16 protein-coding genes are annotated in these 16082 nt (G+C 60.4%); 10 read left to right on the top strand and 6 right to left on the bottom strand.

What is annotated here, in order from left to right:
• Window position 1 precedes the first annotated feature (1 nt).
• Complete coding sequence (locus N6H05_RS27070) at window positions 2–391, top strand: copper-binding protein (RefSeq protein WP_007683329.1); 390 nt, start codon at window positions 2–4, stop codon at window positions 389–391.
• 248 nt (window positions 392–639) lie between these two features.
• Window positions 640–1935, top strand: coding sequence for a type II restriction enzyme NmeDI-related protein (locus N6H05_RS27075; RefSeq protein ID WP_013039108.1), 1296 nt, complete (start codon window positions 640–642; stop codon window positions 1933–1935).
• A 66-nt stretch (window positions 1936–2001) separates the two neighbouring features.
• Here the strand turns inward: N6H05_RS27075 and N6H05_RS27080 are convergent, their stop codons facing one another.
• Entirely contained in the window at window positions 2002–2532 is a 531-nt protein-coding gene (locus N6H05_RS27080) for a GNAT family N-acetyltransferase (RefSeq protein ID WP_228228193.1), read from the bottom strand.
• Complete coding sequence (locus N6H05_RS27085; RefSeq protein ID WP_008832583.1) at window positions 2529–3149, bottom strand: recombinase family protein; 621 nt, start codon at window positions 3147–3149, stop codon at window positions 2529–2531. Before N6H05_RS27085 ends, N6H05_RS27080 begins: the two co-directional genes overlap by 4 nt.
• Window positions 3150–3325: 176 nt before the next feature.
• Here N6H05_RS27085 and N6H05_RS27095 point away from each other — a divergent pair, with 176 nt between their 5' ends.
• From N6H05_RS27095 to N6H05_RS27110, 4 genes are all read left to right on the top strand, one after another.
• A complete protein-coding gene (locus tag N6H05_RS27095) occupies window positions 3326–5005 on the top strand; it encodes a TnsB C-terminal domain-containing protein (protein ID WP_000179844.1) in 1680 nt (559 codons plus the stop codon).
• A gap of 2 nt (window positions 5006–5007) precedes the next feature.
• The gene (locus N6H05_RS27100) at window positions 5008–5916 is read left to right on the top strand and encodes a TniB family NTP-binding protein (protein ID WP_003155746.1); all 909 of its coding nucleotides are present in this window, start codon (window positions 5008–5010) and stop codon (window positions 5914–5916) included.
• Complete coding sequence (locus N6H05_RS27105) at window positions 5913–7130, top strand: TniQ family protein (protein WP_006122485.1); 1218 nt, start codon at window positions 5913–5915, stop codon at window positions 7128–7130. The genes N6H05_RS27100 and N6H05_RS27105 overlap by 4 nt, the downstream gene beginning before the upstream one ends.
• Before the next feature lie 61 nt (window positions 7131–7191).
• A complete protein-coding gene (locus tag N6H05_RS27110) occupies window positions 7192–7815 on the top strand; it encodes a recombinase family protein (protein WP_003155741.1) in 624 nt (207 codons plus the stop codon).
• 71 nt (window positions 7816–7886) lie between these two features.
• Here the strand turns inward: N6H05_RS27110 and ampC are convergent, their stop codons facing one another.
• Window positions 7887–9050, bottom strand: a complete 1164-nt coding sequence (gene ampC, locus N6H05_RS27115) for a class C beta-lactamase (protein ID WP_048709300.1) — start codon at window positions 9048–9050, stop codon at window positions 7887–7889.
• Window positions 9051–9343: 293 nt separating this feature from the next.
• Window positions 9344–9976: a type B-3 chloramphenicol O-acetyltransferase CatB3 gene (locus tag N6H05_RS27120; protein ID WP_000186237.1), complete on the bottom strand. Its 633-nt coding sequence runs from the start codon at window positions 9974–9976 to the stop codon at window positions 9344–9346.
• Between the two features lie 183 nt (window positions 9977–10159).
• On the opposite strand from N6H05_RS27120, the gene N6H05_RS27125 reads away from it, so the two are divergent.
• Together N6H05_RS27125 and N6H05_RS27130 are read left to right on the top strand one after the other, a co-directional pair.
• Entirely contained in the window at window positions 10160–10411 is a 252-nt protein-coding gene (locus N6H05_RS27125; RefSeq protein WP_032492621.1) for a type II toxin-antitoxin system Phd/YefM family antitoxin, read from the top strand.
• On the top strand, window positions 10408–10662 hold the full coding sequence (locus N6H05_RS27130; protein WP_032492620.1) for a Txe/YoeB family addiction module toxin: 255 nt from the start codon (window positions 10408–10410) through the stop codon (window positions 10660–10662). The genes N6H05_RS27125 and N6H05_RS27130 overlap by 4 nt, the downstream gene beginning before the upstream one ends.
• A 72-nt stretch (window positions 10663–10734) precedes the next feature.
• On the opposite strand, the gene aac(6')-Ib is transcribed toward N6H05_RS27130, so the two are convergent.
• Both aac(6')-Ib and N6H05_RS27140 read right to left on the bottom strand, forming a co-directional pair.
• Window positions 10735–11289 (bottom strand): AAC(6')-Ib family aminoglycoside 6'-N-acetyltransferase, encoded by a 555-nt coding sequence (gene aac(6')-Ib, locus N6H05_RS27135; RefSeq protein ID WP_012695458.1) that lies wholly within the window; start codon window positions 11287–11289, stop codon window positions 10735–10737.
• Between the two features lie 128 nt (window positions 11290–11417).
• Complete coding sequence (locus N6H05_RS27140; protein ID WP_024167031.1) at window positions 11418–11654, bottom strand: trimethoprim-resistant dihydrofolate reductase DfrB4; 237 nt, start codon at window positions 11652–11654, stop codon at window positions 11418–11420.
• 203 nt (window positions 11655–11857) lie between these two features.
• Here N6H05_RS27140 and intI1 point away from each other — a divergent pair, with 203 nt between their 5' ends.
• The gene (gene intI1 / locus N6H05_RS27145) at window positions 11858–12871 is read left to right on the top strand and encodes a class 1 integron integrase IntI1 (RefSeq protein ID WP_000845048.1); all 1014 of its coding nucleotides are present in this window, start codon (window positions 11858–11860) and stop codon (window positions 12869–12871) included.
• A gap of 297 nt (window positions 12872–13168) precedes the next feature.
• The gene (locus tag N6H05_RS27150) at window positions 13169–16060 is read left to right on the top strand and encodes a Tn3 family transposase (RefSeq protein WP_016746447.1); all 2892 of its coding nucleotides are present in this window, start codon (window positions 13169–13171) and stop codon (window positions 16058–16060) included.
• Window positions 16061–16082: the final 22 nt, after the last annotated feature.

The raw sequence follows: 16082 nt of genomic DNA on the forward strand, positions 1-16082 counted from the left end.
GATGAACCATGCACGACTGACCATTGCCCTCGGCCTCGCCGCCCTGACTGCCGCGTGCGGCAAGAAGGCGGAGGCCCCCGTTGCGACTGAGACCAACGAGGCGGCGCCCGCCGCGACCATGAGCGGCGACATGGGCAACATGTCGATGGCGCCTGACGCGAACGCCGCGATCAAGGCCAAGGGCCATGGCACCGTCACCGCGATCGACAAGGCGGCAGGCACGATCACGCTCGATCATGGTCCGATCCCGGAGGCCAAGTGGCCCGCGATGACGATGGCGTTCAAGGCCGCGCCGTCGATCACCGATGCGGTCAAGGTCGGCGACAAGGTCGATTTCGACCTCTCGCTCAAGGGCAGCGATGGCGAGGTCACCGCGATCGCAAAGCAGTGATCCGCTAAGTTCGACCGGAAAAAGCTGGTTGCGGCGCCGCTCCCGGGCGGCGACGCCCGTGCCGGCCGTCTGCCTGGCTGTGCGCCCGGTCGACGGTTGCGACCGGCAACGCCCAATGCCAGCGGCGTTTCCCTGCGCGATCACCGACAATTTGAGCACGCTTCGCGGATCGCACATTGAACGTGCAAGCCGCCCTTGCTCGCGATAGCCTGAACGGCAAGGAGCCCAGTTTAGATGACCCAGCCAGTATGACCTTGTTACCCGCGACACATCATGATCTCGTGAGCGAGCTTGTCCGTCGTTGGCGAGACGATCCCGGCGCCACCTATCGCTCCTGGTTTCTGTGGGACGAACGGCTGAAAAACTTCCGCTCCATCCGTCGCGGGCTGCAGCAGGTGGTCGCAGAAATCGAAAGTGGGCGGTTCGGCGTCGCCTATCGCGGCTCGTCACTGGAAACGGTTGTCCACTCGATCGCCGAACAGCGGCAGATCTTCAAGGGCGCCGACCATGCCTGGCTGTGGAAGCCCAAGCTGCGCATTCCAGACATCTACGAAAGCCCGGACAACCAGCGGGCGTTCGGTCGCCTGCTCGACAATTGCTCGTGCTGCGATACCGCCGAGGAGATCATCAGCCACATCCGCAGCATAGACGCGCTCAAGATCAAGGGGCTGGGGCCGGCGGCGGCCAACCTGCTCTATTTCCTTCACCCGACGCTGGTGCCGCCCTTCAATACCGCGATCGTCAAGGGCTACAATGCCGTCACCGGCGCCAAGGTGAAGCTCGGGTCATGGGATCATTTTCTCGCCATGCGCGCCGGCATCCTCGACCTCAACGACCGTTACCGCGAGTTGCTCTCCAACGATCTCGGCGCGATCGGCGGACTGTTGTTCGACATTGGCTCGGGCCGCTATCCCGCGCCACCGCTGGAGGATGACGCAACGGCGGCCGACGACTGGCTCGGCAGATTGGAACATGCCAGAGCGGAGGCAAGCCGGCTCGACAAGACAGCCGCCGCGCAGGGCGAAACCGATCGCACGCACGCCGAAATCCAGGCCTGGCTGCGCGACCTCGGCCATGCCCTCGGTTACGATGTGTGGATCGCCGCCAATGACCGCGGTCGACTTCACGCTGGCTGCCCGCTTGGACAGGGATGCCTCGAGCGCCTTCCAGACGCCATTGCGACCTCTCCCGGAGCGGACTCGATCCGCCTCATCGACGTGTTGTGGCTGGCGAAGGGTGGCGACGGCGTCGCCGCCGCGTTCGAGGTTGAACATTCGACCTCGATCTACTCGGGGATCGTGCGCATGCTCGATCTGGCGCTGTCGGGGAGCGATCTGCACGCTGCCGCCGGGCTATTCCTGGTCGCACCGAATGCGCGCGAGCAGGACGTTCGCGCGCAACTCCGTCGCCCGGCTTTCAGCCGTATTGCCGATCTCGACTTCGCCTATCTGCCCTATGGCGAGCTGGAGAGAAACAGGGACGCGATCGCTCGTTTTGGAACGGGATTGAAGGCCATCAAGGCGATCTCAAGCCCCCTTCCCTGAAAGGGGGCGTTTGCGGGAGGGGGCGGAATCCTACGCCAAGCTCGCCCAGATAGCCGGCGCGAGATCTTACTTGTTGCTGCCTTCTACGGTCGCGCCAGAAAGGCGACGGCTCAGTTCTATCCGGCGATGGCTACGCATTTTGAAGGTGTCTGGCCCAACGCGCCGATACTCAATGAAGCCGAGAGAACGCCAAAATCGCTCTGCCGCTTCATTCGCTTCCAGCACGGCCAACCGAATCTCTGTGGAACCTCTCGCAGCGGCCCAGCTTTCGACCGTCGAGTAAATTGAGCGTCCGACGCCACGACCACGCTGTGCGGCATCTACGATCATGAAGCCGAGATACCATGTGCCATCACGCGGATAATCGCGGAGGATGGCCGCGATTGCATATAGGCCGCCAGGCCCCTTCCATCCCAGGACAGCTTGATTGTGGGCGCTCTTTTCGGGCGGCACATCGGAGAAAAGCTCGCGAGCATCGTCCAGCGTGGGCGCGGCCCCGTCCTGCAACAGGAAATAGTCGCTGCAACGGTTGTACAGGTCTGCAACGTCTGCGGCGTCCGCTTGGGTAAGTTTGATCGGGGCTCCCGTCATCATCATCGCGTTTTGGCAGCAAGCACGCGCTGACCGTAATCCCGGAGTTCCCCGTTGGGACCGACATAGCGGTAGAGAGTGACGCGCTCGATCCCGAGTTCCTTGCAGAGGTCGGAAACGGACGTGTCGCGTTGGGCCATAGCAGCCTGAGCGAGCCGCACCTGGGCCTTGGAGAGGGCGAACTTGCGGCCACCCTTGCGTCCCCGCGCGCGGGCAGCGGCCAGGCCAGCCATGGTGCGCTCGCGGATCATATCCCGCTCAAACTCCGCCAGTGTGGCAAAAATGCCGAACACCATCCGGCCCGATGGCGTCGTGGTGTCGATCTGCGCGCCCTTGCCGGTGAGCACCCGCAGACCGATACCGCGATCCGACAGATTCTGCACCGTGCTGACCAGGTGGGTGAGCGTTCGGCCGAGCCGGTCGAGCTTCCAAACGATGAGGACATCGCCGTCGCGCAACGATTTCAGGCAGGCGGCAAGACCGGGGCGATCATCACGGCTACCGGATGCACGATCATCATAGATATTGCCTGGCTCGACACCGGCAGCGCGAAGGGCATCGTGCTGCAGGTCGAGCGACTGCGAGCCGTCGGCTTTGGACACGCGGGCGTAGCCGATCAGCATGGATCACAAACGAAGGTTTGAGGCGGTGACGAACATGTCATTTTCAGAAGACGACTGCACCAGTTGATTGGGCGTAATGGCTGTTGTGCAGCCAGCTCCTGACAGTTCAATATCAGAAGTGATCTGCACCAATCTCGACTATGCTCAATACTCGTGTGCACCAAAGCGAGGTGAGCATGGCGACGGACACCCCACGGATTCCAGAACAAGGCGTGGCCACTCTGCCTGATGAGGCTTGGGAGCGTGCGCGCCGTCGTGCGGAGATCATCAGTCCGTTGGCGCAGTCGGAGACGGTCGGGCACGAAGCGGCCGATATGGCGGCTCAGGCGCTGGGCTTGTCTCGGCGCCAGGTATACGTTCTGATCCGGCGTGCCCGGCAAGGCAGCGGCCTCGTGACGGATCTGGTGCCCGGCCAGTCCGGTGGAGGTAAAGGTAAGGGGCGCTTGCCGGAACCGGTCGAGCGCGTCATCCACGAGCTACTGCAAAAGCGGTTCCTGACCAAGCAGAAGCGCAGCCTAGCGGCCTTTCACCGCGAAGTCACTCAGGTGTGCAAGGCTCAAAAACTGCGAGTGCCGGCGCGCAATACCGTGGCCTTACGGATCGCTAGCCTTGACCCGCGCAAGGTCATCCGCCGGCGGGAAGGCCAGGATGCCGCTCGTGACCTACAAGGTGTGGGCGGCGAGCCTCCTGCCGTGACCGCGCCGCTGGAGCAGGTGCAGATAGACCATACGGTCATCGACCTGATCGTGGTCGATGACCGCGACCGGCAACCTATTGGCCGCCCGTACCTGACCCTCGCCATCGACGTGTTCACCCGCTGCGTGCTCGGCATGGTCGTCACGCTGGAAGCGCCGTCTGCCGTTTCGGTTGGCCTGTGCCTCGTGCATGTCGCCTGCGACAAGCGCCCTTGGCTGGAAGGACTGAACGTGGAAATGGATTGGCAGATGAGCGGCAAGCCCTTGCTGCTCTACCTAGACAACGCGGCCGAGTTCAAGAGCGAGGCCCTGCGCCGGGGTTGCGAGCAGCATGGCATCCGGCTGGACTATCGCCCGCTGGGACAGCCGCACTATGGCGGCATCGTGGAACGGATCATCGGCACGGCGATGCAGATGATTCACGACGAACTGCCGGGAACGACCTTCTCCAACCCTGACCAGCGCGGCGACTACGATTCCGAAAACAAGGCCGCCCTGACGCTGCGCGAGCTAGAGCGCTGGCTCACATTGGCGGTCGGCACCTACCACGGTTCGGTGCACAACGGCCTGCTCCAACCGCCGGCCGCGCGCTGGGCCGAGGCCGTGGCGCGTGTCGGCGTACCGGCCGTCGTCACACGCGCTACTTCGTTCCTGGTCGATTTTCTGCCGATCCTCCGGCGCACGCTGACCCGCACCGGCTTTGTCATCGACCACATCCACTACTACGCCGATGCGCTCAAGCCGTGGATTGCGCGGCGTGAACGCTGGCCGTCCTTTCTGATCCGGCGCGATCCGCGCGACATCAGCCGTATCTGGGTCCTGGAACCGGAGGGACAGCATTACCTGGAAATTCCCTACCGTACCTTGTCGCATCCGGCTGTCACCCTCTGGGAACAACGGCAGGCGCTGGCGAAACTGCGGCAGCAAGGGCGCGAACAGGTGGATGAGTCGGCGCTGTTCCGCATGATCGGCCAGATGCGTGAGATTGTGACCAGCGCGCAGAAGGCCACACGCAAGGCGCGGCGTGACGCGGATCGCCGCCAGCACCTCAAGACATCAGCTCGGCCGGACAAGCCCGTTCCGCCGGATACGGATATTGCCGACCCGCAGGCAGACAACTTGCCACCCGCCAAACCGTTCGACCAGATTGAGGAGTGGTAGCCGTGGACGAATATCCCATCATCGACCTGTCCCACCTGCTGCCGGCGGCCCAGGGCTTGGCCCGTCTTCCGGCGGACGAGCGCATCCAGCGCCTTCGCGCCGACCGCTGGATCGGCTATCCGCGCGCAGTCGAGGCGCTGAACCGGCTGGAAGCCCTTTATGCGTGGCCAAACAAGCAACGCATGCCCAACCTGCTGCTGGTTGGCCCGACCAACAATGGCAAGTCGATGATCGTCGAGAAGTTCCGCCGCACCCACCCGGCCAGCTCCGACGCCGACCAGGAGCACATCCCGGTGTTGGTCGTGCAGATGCCGTCCGAGCCGTCCGTGATCCGCTTCTACGTCGCGCTGCTCGCCGCGATGGGCGCGCCGCTGCGCCCACGCCCACGGTTGCCGGAAATGGAGCAACTGGCTCTGGCACTGCTGCGCAAGGTCGGCGTGCGCATGCTGGTGATCGACGAGCTGCACAACGTGCTGGCCGGCAACAGCGTCAACCGCCGGGAATTCCTCAACCTGCTGCGCTTCCTCGGCAACGAACTGCGCATCCCGTTGGTTGGGGTAGGCACGCGCGACGCCTACCTAGCCATCCGCTCCGATGACCAGTTGGAAAATCGCTTCGAGCCGATGATGCTGCCGGTATGGGAGGCCAACGACGATTGCTGCTCACTGCTGGCCAGCTTCGCCGCTTCGCTCCCGCTGCGCCGGCCTTCCCCAATTGCCACGCTGGACATGGCTCGCTACCTGCTCACACGCAGCGAGGGCACCATAGGGGAACTGGCGCACTTGCTGATGGCGGCGGCCATCGTCGCCGTGGAGAGCGGCGAGGAAGCGATCAACCATCGCACACTCAGCATGGCCGTTTACACCGGACCCAGCGAGCGGCGGCGGCAATTCGAGCGGGAACTGATGTGAAGCCTGCGCCGCGCTGGCCGCTGCATCCCGCCCCGAAAGAAGGCGAGGCGCTGTCCTCATGGCTCAACCGCGTGGCCCTTTGCTATCACATGGAGGAGCCCGACCTGCTGGAGCACGATCTTGGTCACGGCCAGGTCGATGACCTGGACACCGCGCCACCACTCTCGCTGCTGGCGTTGCTTTCCCAGCGGAGCGGCATCGAGCTGGACCGGCTGCGCTGTATGAGTTTCGCCGGATGGGTGCCTTGGCTACTGGACAGCCTTGATGACCAGATTCCAGACGCCTTGGAAACCTATGCGTTTCAGCTCTCGGTGTTGCTGCCAAGACTCCGCCGTAAGACGCGATCCATCACGAGCTGGCGTGCCTGGCTGCCCAGCCAGCCGATAAACCGCGCCTGTCCGCTCTGCCTGAGCGATCCGGAGAACCAAGCCGTACTGCTCGCGTGGAAGCTGCCCCTGATGCTGAGCTGCCCGCTGCATGGCTGCTGGCTGGAATCCTATTGGGGCGTGCCAGGGCGGTTTCTCGGCTGGGAGAACGCCGACGCCGAACCGCGCACCGCCAGCGACGCGATTGCGGCGATGGACCAGCGTACCTGGCAGGCACTGACAACCGGTCACGTGGAGCTGCCGCGCCGACGCATCCACGCCGGATTGTGGTTTCGACTTCTTCGCACGCTGCTCGATGAGCTGAACACCCCGCTTTCCGCGTGCGGAACCTGCGCGGGGTATCCCCGCCAAGTCTGGGAAGGCTGCGGGCATCCGCTGCGTGCTGGGCAAAGTCTGTGGCGACCGTATGAAACCCTGAATCCGATAGTACGGTTACAGATGCTGGAGGCGGCGGCAACGGCAATCAGCTTGATTGAGGTGAGGGACATCAGCCCGCCAGGCGAGCAGGCAAAGCTATTCTGGTCCGAGCCCCAAACCGGGTTCACCAGTGGCCTGCCGACGAAAGCGCCGAAGCCCGAGCCCATCAATCACTGGCAGCGTGCAGTCCAGGCCATCGACGAGGCCATCATTGAAGCGCGACACAACCCCGAGACGGCACGCTCGCTGTTCGCGTTGGCTTCCTATGGTCGGCGCGATCCCGCTTCCTTGGAACGGTTGCGCGCCACCTTCGTGAAGGAAGGCATCCCGCCGGAATTTCTGTCACATTACCTGCCTGATGCACCCTTTGCATGTCTTAAACAAAATGACGGGTTAAGTGACAAATTTTGACGGATAGAGCTTTCCGGCTCACACTGTCACATAATCGAACGTATACGTGACGGGTGAAAAGGTGCTGATCGGCTACATGCGGGTATCGAAGGCGGACGGATCCCAGTCCACCAATTTGCAACGCGATGCGCTCATCGCCGCTGGTGTGAGCCTTGCGCACCTTTACGAGGATCTGGCCTCGGGCAGGCGCGATGATCGCCCAGGGTTGGCTGCTTGCCTGAAGGCGCTTCGTGAAGGGGACACGCTGATCGTGTGGAAGCTCGATCGGCTTGGCCGTGATCTGCGCCACCTGATCAACACCGTGCACGACCTAACTGCGCGTAGCGTGGGCCTGAAGGTCCTGACCGGTCACGGTGCGGCGGTCGACACGACGACTGCCGCCGGCAAGCTTGTGTTCGGTATTTTTGCCGCGCTGGCCGAGTTCGAGCGTGAGTTGATTTCCGAGCGAACAGTCGCTGGACTTATCTCGGCGCGCGCTCGCGGCAGGAAAGGGGGGCGCCCCTTCAAGATGACCGCCGCCAAGCTACGCCTGGCGATGGCCAGCATGGGGCAACCGGAAACCAAGGTGGGCGATCTCTGCGAAGAACTCGGGATTACCCGGCAGACGCTCTACCGGCACGTGTCGCCCAAGGGCGAACTGCGGCCAGACGGCGTAAAGCTGCTCTCCCTCGGTTCAGCCGCATAAATGGAGGCGACCTGGAACGGGGCGCTGTTCAGTGCGGCAACGATCCGATTACCGGTGTCGACCCAAAGCTGTCATTGTTTCCCGGTTAGATTGCTATAAATTTTGTGGGCAATTTCTACCCGTTCAGCATTGGGGTAGTTTTTATTGGCCAGCAACACAACCCCGAAGCGCTTTTCAGGCACAAACGCAACATAAGCACCGAAGCCGTTGGTAGCACCAGTCTTGTTAACCCACACATTGCTGTTAGGTGTGGCTGCAGGAACCTTAGCGCTTACTGGGGTTGGATTCAGGATAAGTTTGGGAGCATTGCCTTCTTGCAGCATAGGCAAGTCAACAGGCATTGCATACTCCTCCCAGATGAGGTCTTGAGTCATCTGGCCTACGCTGAAATAGCTCTTGCGGGTATTGTTTAAAGCCGATTGCAGCATGCTATCCAAGGGCAACATGCCCATGTTGGCCTTCACAAAGGTGATCAGGTCAGTAGCCGTGGTTTTGATGCCGTAGGCTTCACTGTCCAACATGCCTGGATTGACACGCACAGGCTTCTTATCGTTGTTGTAGCCCCAAGCGTAGCTGGACATCTTCTGTGCAGGGATGCTCAGATAAGTGCTAGTCAAACCGAGGGGCTGGAAAATGGTTTGAGTCATGGCGGTGCTGAAATCTTGCCCCAAACTTTTCGCCGTTATCCACCCTAAAGCACCGATGCTTGGGTTTGCATAAGTACGCATCGTGCCGGTTTTGTACGCAGGCTTCCAGGTGCGGAGGTATTCCAGAAGCTGCTCCCGAGTTTGGACTTCATCAGGCACCTGCAGAGGAATGCCGCCAACGGTGTGCGTTCCAAGATGGAAAAGCTGCAAGTTACCGAAGTCCGTACCAGACAACTCAGGCAAATACTTTGCTGCTGTATCGGTCAGTTTCAGCTTCCCAGTGGCTTCTGCGTGCGTCGCCAGTGTGGCTGTGAAGGTCTTACTGATAGAGCCAATCTCAAAAATCGTCTCGTCAGTTACCGGTGTTTGTTTCTCAACATCTGACACGCCATAGTTTAAGACATAAGTCTTGTCCCCCAATACCAATGCCACAGCCATACCAGGAATCTGGTTCTTTTCCATGGCAGGCAGCACGGCTGCAGAGATGGCTTTCATTGCTTCAGCACTGGAAATTTCAGCAGCATTGACAGCCGAGCCAAGACCAAAGACAGCGGCTGTCAGAAGGACAGTAAACAGACGGTTTTTCAATTTTTACCTTACGGGTGAAGGAGGAAAGCCAACGCTGGCACTTGCGATGCAATTGAGTGCTGTAGCGCTACGAGCTGGGGATTCTAAAAAATTTGATAGCAAATTGGCTCGGCATCGCGGAGCGATGAGTGACTGCTTCTGGCCGGACTGAGACTCTCACTTGTGATGCGGCACGGCCGACCGCCCCCGAGCGTCTCGACCCGACCCAGAGCAGCCGTAGAGCTTTTGGGAAAGCTGTCGTTCAACGCCTGAAATAAGCCGTGCCGCGAAGCGGCATCGGCTTGATTGAATTGTTAGACGGCAAACTCGAGCCAATACTTGTGCAGGCCAACAATATTAGACGAGCACAGCATGGGCATTGCCGCTTTGATCTTCTCCAGTGACCAATTCCACCACTCCATCTCCAGAAGCAATGAAATTTCCTCATCGGTGAAGCGTTTCTTAATCTTCTTAGCGGGATTGCCGCCAACGATAGCGTAAGGCTCCACATCTTTTGTCACCAACGAGCGGCTGCCTATCACCGCACCGTGCCCGATCTTGATTCCGGGCATGACCATTGCCTCAGAGCCGATCCAAACGTCATTGCCAATGACAGTATTACCTGCTTTTTGGAAGGCATCGAGTGCGCTTGAGAATGCAGGTTCTTCCTGCATATAAAAGAACGGGAAAGATGATGCCCAGTCGTACCGATGCCCCTGATTGCCAGCCATGATAAAGGAAGCCCCACTCCCGATAGAGCAGAAACTACCGATGATCAACTTATCAACGTCATCACGGTCCGGAAACAGATACCGTGCGCAGTCATCGAATGAGTGCCCATGATAGTAGCCAGAGTAATAGCTGTACCGCCCAACTTTGATATTGGGGTTCTTCACTTGCTCAGAAAGCAGCTTGCCTTTGAAGGGGCTATCAAAGTAGTTGGTCATAAGAGATCCCGCGGTCTGTGACTTTGCCGTCTAACGTTTGAAATAAGGGGCGCCGAGCGCCAGCGAGGGGAGCCAAAAGCTTGCTTTTGGCCGTCCCGACTTGATTGAAGGGTTGGGCGTTTTTTTGCCTCGCCTTCGAGTTGCTCTTGTTGTACAATTTTCTGTACATGTACGGAGGATGTTATGGACGCTATCACTTACACACACGCCCGCGCCAACCTGGCTGGAACCATGGATCGTGTTTGCAACGATCATGAGCCGGTGATCATCACACGTAACGGCGACCAATCGGTTGTGATTCTCTCGCTGGAAGATTTCCAGGCGCTGGAAGAAACTGCGTATCTGCTGCGCAGCCCCGCCAACGCCAAGCGGCTTTTCAAGTCGATCGAGCAACTTGAAGCGGGCCGAGGACAGGCGCGGGAGTTGGCCGAATGAGATTAATTTTTTCCGATGATGCATGGGAAGATTATCTGTTCTGGCAAAAACAAGACCGCCGCATGGTTGATCGAATTAACAAGCTAATTAAAGAAACCACCCGAGAGCCTTTCTCTGGAGTGGGCAAGCCAGAGCCATTAAAACATGCTTTGGCCGGTTATTGGTCTCGTCGAATTACGGATGAGCACCGAATGGTTTACAAAGTGGCGGATGATGCCCTTTGGATCGTTCAACTCAAGTACCACTACTGAAAAGACGCCCAACGTTTGACATGAGGGGCGGCCAAGGGCGCCAGCCCTTGGACGTCCCCCTCGATGGAAGGGTTAGGCATCACTGCGTGTTCGCTCGAATGCCTGGCGTGTTTGAACCATGTACACGGCTGGACCATCTGGGGTGGTTACGGTACCTTGCCTCTCAAACCCCGCTTTCTCGTAGCATCGGATCGCTCGCAAGTTGCTCGGCGACGGGTCCGTTTGGATCTTGGTGACCTCGGGATCATTGAACAGCAACTCAACCAGAGCTCGAACCAGCTTGGTTCCCAAGCCTTTGCCCAGTTGTGATGCATTCGCCAGTGACTGGTCTATTCCGCGTACTCCTGGATCGGTTTCTTCTTCCCACCATCCGTCCCCGCTTCCAAGAGCAACGTACGACTGGGCATACCCAATCGGCTCTCCATTCAGCATTGCAATGTATGGAGTGACGGACTCTTGCGCTAAAACGCTTGGCAAGTACTGTTCCTGTACGTCAGCAAGTGTCGGGCGTGCTTCTTCTCCGCCCCACCACTCGACGATATGAGATCGATTTAGCCACTCATAGAGCATCGCAAGGTCATGCTCAGTCATGAGGCGCAGTGTGACGGAATCGGTGCTGTTGGTCACGATGCTGTACTTTGTGATGCCTAACGAATTAGCTCAGCGGGCGGCGAAGCCATCCGCTGGAGCGACTAGTTGGGCTGTGGACGGTGCCGCATGATTTGGCCGTCAGGCGGTGCATTTCAACCGTGACTTCAGGCCACCCGTTCAAGCGCAGTCATGGGATAAATCTGGACTGAGCCTGGGTGAGATTCGGACTCGACGGCGTAGCCTTCAGGGGTAAGTGTTGTGCAGTACCACCCGACAATGCGCCCCTGCCAAGCAGCGCCAGACTTCTTGCGTACGCGATCCCCCAAGGCAAACGTGGCGTTTGATGGGAATGCGAACCGGCCAGCAGCTGAAGTACTGACCTCATTTTTTCCTTCATTCATTTCAAACCTCTTTTTAATGTTTTAGGTTATCGCCAGCTCGGCAACTTGATACTCTGGTGAAGCCCAACTTTGTTTTAGGGCGACTGCCCTGCTGCGTAACATCGTTGCTGCTCCATAACATCAAACATCGACCCACGGCGTAACGCGCTTGCTGCTTGGATGCCCGAGGCATAGACTGTACAAAAAAACAGTCATAACAAGCCATGAAAACCGCCACTGCGCCGTTACCACCGCTGCGTTCGGTCAAGGTTCTGGACCAGTTGCGTGAGCGCATACGCTACTTGCATTACAGTTTACGAACCGAACAGGCTTATGTCCACTGGGTTCGTGCCTTCATCCGTTTCCACGGTGTGCGTCACCCGGCAACCTTGGGCAGCAGCGAAGTCGAGGCATTTCTGTCCTGGCTGGCGAACGAGCGCAAGGTTTCGGTCTCCACGCATCGTCAGGCATTGGCGGCCTTGCTGTTCTTCTACGGCAAGGTGCTGTGCACGGATCTGCCCTGGCTTCAGGAGATCGGAAGACCTCGGCCGTCGCGGCGCTTGCCGGTGGTGCTGACCCCGGATGAAGTGGTTCGCATCCTCGGTTTTCTGGAAGGCGAGCATCGTTTGTTCGCCCAGCTTCTGTATGGAACGGGCATGCGGATCAGTGAGGGTTTGCAACTGCGGGTCAAGGATCTGGATTTCGATCACGGCACGATCATCGTGCGGGAGGGCAAGGGCTCCAAGGATCGGGCCTTGATGTTACCCGAGAGCTTGGCACCCAGCCTGCGCGAGCAGCTGTCGCGTGCACGGGCATGGTGGCTGAAGGACCAGGCCGAGGGCCGCAGCGGCGTTGCGCTTCCCGACGCCCTTGAGCGGAAGTATCCGCGCGCCGGGCATTCCTGGCCGTGGTTCTGGGTTTTTGCGCAGCACACGCATTCGACCGATCCACGGAGCGGTGTCGTGCGTCGCCATCACATGTATGACCAGACCTTTCAGCGCGCCTTCAAACGTGCCGTAGAACAAGCAGGCATCACGAAGCCCGCCACACCGCACACCCTCCGCCACTCGTTCGCGACGGCCTTGCTCCGCAGCGGTTACGACATTCGAACCGTGCAGGATCTGCTCGGCCATTCCGACGTCTCTACGACGATGATTTACACGCATGTGCTGAAAGTTGGCGGTGCCGGAGTGCGCTCACCGCTTGATGCGCTGCCGCCCCTCACTAGTGAGAGGTAGGGCAGCGCAAGTCAATCCTGGCGGATTCACTACCCCTGCGCGAAGGCCATCGGTGCCGCATCGAACGGCCGGTTGCGGAAAGTCCTCCCTGCGTCCGCTGATGGCCGGCAGCAGCCCGTCGTTGCCTGATGGATCCAACCCCTCCGCTGCTATAGTGCAGTCGGCTTCTGACGTTCAGTGCAGCCGTCTTCTGAAAACGACAGAACATGAGCACATAAGATTGGGCTATTGTGTATCTTAACCAGCATCTCAATCAAGCTATCTCAAACCGTAGCTCGGAAAGAATAAGGAGCATGTATGCCGCGTCGCGTGACCCTGACCGATCGACAGCGCGAGGCGCTGCTTCACTTGCCGGTCGATCAAGGTGAGCTGCTGCGGCACTATACCCTCAGCGATGAGGATCTCGGGCATATCCGCCAGCGCCGGCGCGCCCACAATCGTTTTGGCTTCGCGCTGCAACTGTGCGTCCTGCGCTACCCGGGCCGGGTGCTCGCTCCTGGCGAGTTGATCCCGGCGCAGGTATCGGATTTCATCGCGGCCCAGCTCGGCCTGACCAGCGACGATCTACTCCTCTATGCCGCGCGCGAGGAGACCCGGCACGAGCATCTGGCGGACCTTCGCCGAATCTACGGCTATCGCTCCTTTTCGGGGCGGGGCGCACGGGATTTGCGCGAATGGATCGCTCGGGAAGCCGAGGCGGCGACATCGAATGAGGATCTTGCCCGTCGCTTCGTTGCGGAGTGTCGCCGCACCCGCACGATCCTTCCCGGCTCCTCGACGATCGAGCGCCTTTGCGCCGATGCGCTGGTTGAGGCCGAGCGCCGGATCGAGGATCTTATCGCCCATCGCATCACGCCAACCCTGAGCGAGAATTTGGCTCACCTGTTGGAGGATACGGTGGATGGTCGCGTCACGCGCTTCGTATGGCTGCGACAGTTCGAGGTTGGCGCAAATTCAGCAGCCGCTAACCGGCTGATGGATCGACTGGAATATCTTCAAAGGTTCGATCTTCCGGCGGATTTGCTGGACGGCGTGCCGGCGCATCGTGTGACCCGGCTTCGCCGGCAGGGCGAGCGCTATTACGCCGACGGCATGCGTGATCTGCCCGAAGACAGGCGGCTTGCGATCCTCGCTGTCTGCACCCTGGAATGGCGGTCATCGCTGGCCGATGTCATCGTGGAGACCCACGATCGCATCGTAGGCCGTCTCTATCGGGCCTCCGAACGCCTTTGCAACACCAGGATCGCCGACGAAAAGGCGGCCGTTCGGGACACGCTGAAGTCCTTTGCCGAAATCGGTGGTGCTTTGCTTGGAGCGCAGGACGATGGCACGGCCCTGGACGGGATAATCGCCACCGGGCCTGGCTGGGAACGGTTCAGAACCCTTGTCGCCACGGCCTCCGCGCTGACCAACGTGCTCGCGGCCGACCCGCTCAGCCGTGTGCTGGACGGCTATCACCGTTTCCGCCTCTACGCGCCCAGGATGCTGCGCCTGCTCGACATGCAGGCGGCGCCGATCGCCACGCCTCTTCTGGCGGCCGTTGCGATGCTGCGTAACGGGATCAAGGTCGATCCGCCGGTGGATTTTCTACGTCCCAACTCGAAATGGCATCGTCATCTTCGCGCTGAGCCCAGCGGCGACCACCGGCTTTGGGAAATCGCGGTGCTGTTCCACATCCGCGACGCCTTCCGGTCCGGTGACATATGGTTGGCGGGATCGCGCCGCTATGGCGACCTCAAGCAGCTTCTGGTCCCGCCACAGGCGATAGAGCAGACCGCGCGGCTCGCCGTGCCGCTGCGGCCCGGCGAATGGCTGGCCGAGCGCAGGGCTCGACTGGATACACGGCTGAAGGAGTTTGGCCGCGCGGCGCGAACCGGCACGATCCCAGGCGGCATCATCGAGAACGGCAAGCTGCACATCGACAAGCTGAGGGCCGACACGCCCGAAGGGGCCGAGGATCTCGTGCTCGATCTCTATCAACAGCTCCCGCCCGCGAGGATCACCGATCTGTTGCTGGAAGTCGATGAGCGAACCGGATTTTCCGAGGCGTTCACGCATCTGCGCACCGGCGCGCCCTGCAGCGACCGGATCGGCCTGATGAACGTGTTGCTGGCGGAAGGCGTCAATCTCGGTTTGCGCAAGATGGCGGCGGCGACCAACACGCACAGCTTCTGGGAATTGCTGCGGATCGCGCGCTGGCATGTCGAAGGCAGCGCCTATGATCGGGCGCTCGCCATGATCGTGGAGGCCCACGCCGCCCTGCCCATGGCCGCCTTCTGGGGACAAGGGCAATCGGCATCCAGCGACGGGCAGTTCTTCCTTGCTACCGAGCAGGGCGAGGCGATGAATCTGATCAACGCGAAATATGGCAACGTCCCGGGCCTCAAGGGATACAGCCATGTGTCCGATCAATATGCGCCGTTCGCAACCCAGGTGATCCCGGCAACGGTCAGCGAGGCTCCCTATATCCTGGACGGGCTGCTCATGAATGACGCGGGCCGCCGCGTTCGCCAGCATTTTGCCGACACGGGCGGCTTCACCGATCATGTGTTCGCCGCCTGCGCCTTGCTCGGCTACAGGTTCGCCCCCCGTATCCGCGATCTCCCTCAGAAAAGACTCTATGCCTTCACGCCCAACGCGACGCCGGCCAATGTGCGAGCGCTGGTCGGAGGTAAGATCAATGAACCGCTCATCGAGCGCAACTGGCCCGACATCCTGCGCATCATGGCGACGATCGCAGCGGGGATCGTCGCCCCCAGCCAGATTCTTCGCAAGCTCGCCTCTTACCCGCGCCAGAATGAGCTGGCCCTCGCATTGCGAGAGGTGGGCCGCATCGAGCGAACCCTGTTCATGATCGACTGGATTCTTGATGCCGGCCTCCAGCGCCAGGCTCAGATCGGCCTCAACAAGGGTGAGGCCCACCACGCCCTAAAGCGCGCCATCAGCTTCCACCGCCGAGGTGAAATCCGGGATCGATCCGGCGAAGGCCAGCACTATCGCATCGCCGGAATGAACCTGCTCGCCGCCATCATCATATTCTGGAACACCATGAAGCTCGGCGAGGTCGTCAATACCCGGGCCGCCAGCGGTACCCATATCGCGCCTGATCTACTCGCCCACGTCTCGCCGTTGGGATGGGAACACATCAATCTAACCGGGGAATATCGCTGGCCCAAATCCTTAGCGTAGGATTCCGCCCCCTCCCGCAAAC

The sequence above is a fragment of the Sphingobium sp. WTD-1 genome, assembly GCF_030128825.1.
GTDB lineage: Bacteria > Pseudomonadota > Alphaproteobacteria > Sphingomonadales > Sphingomonadaceae > Sphingobium.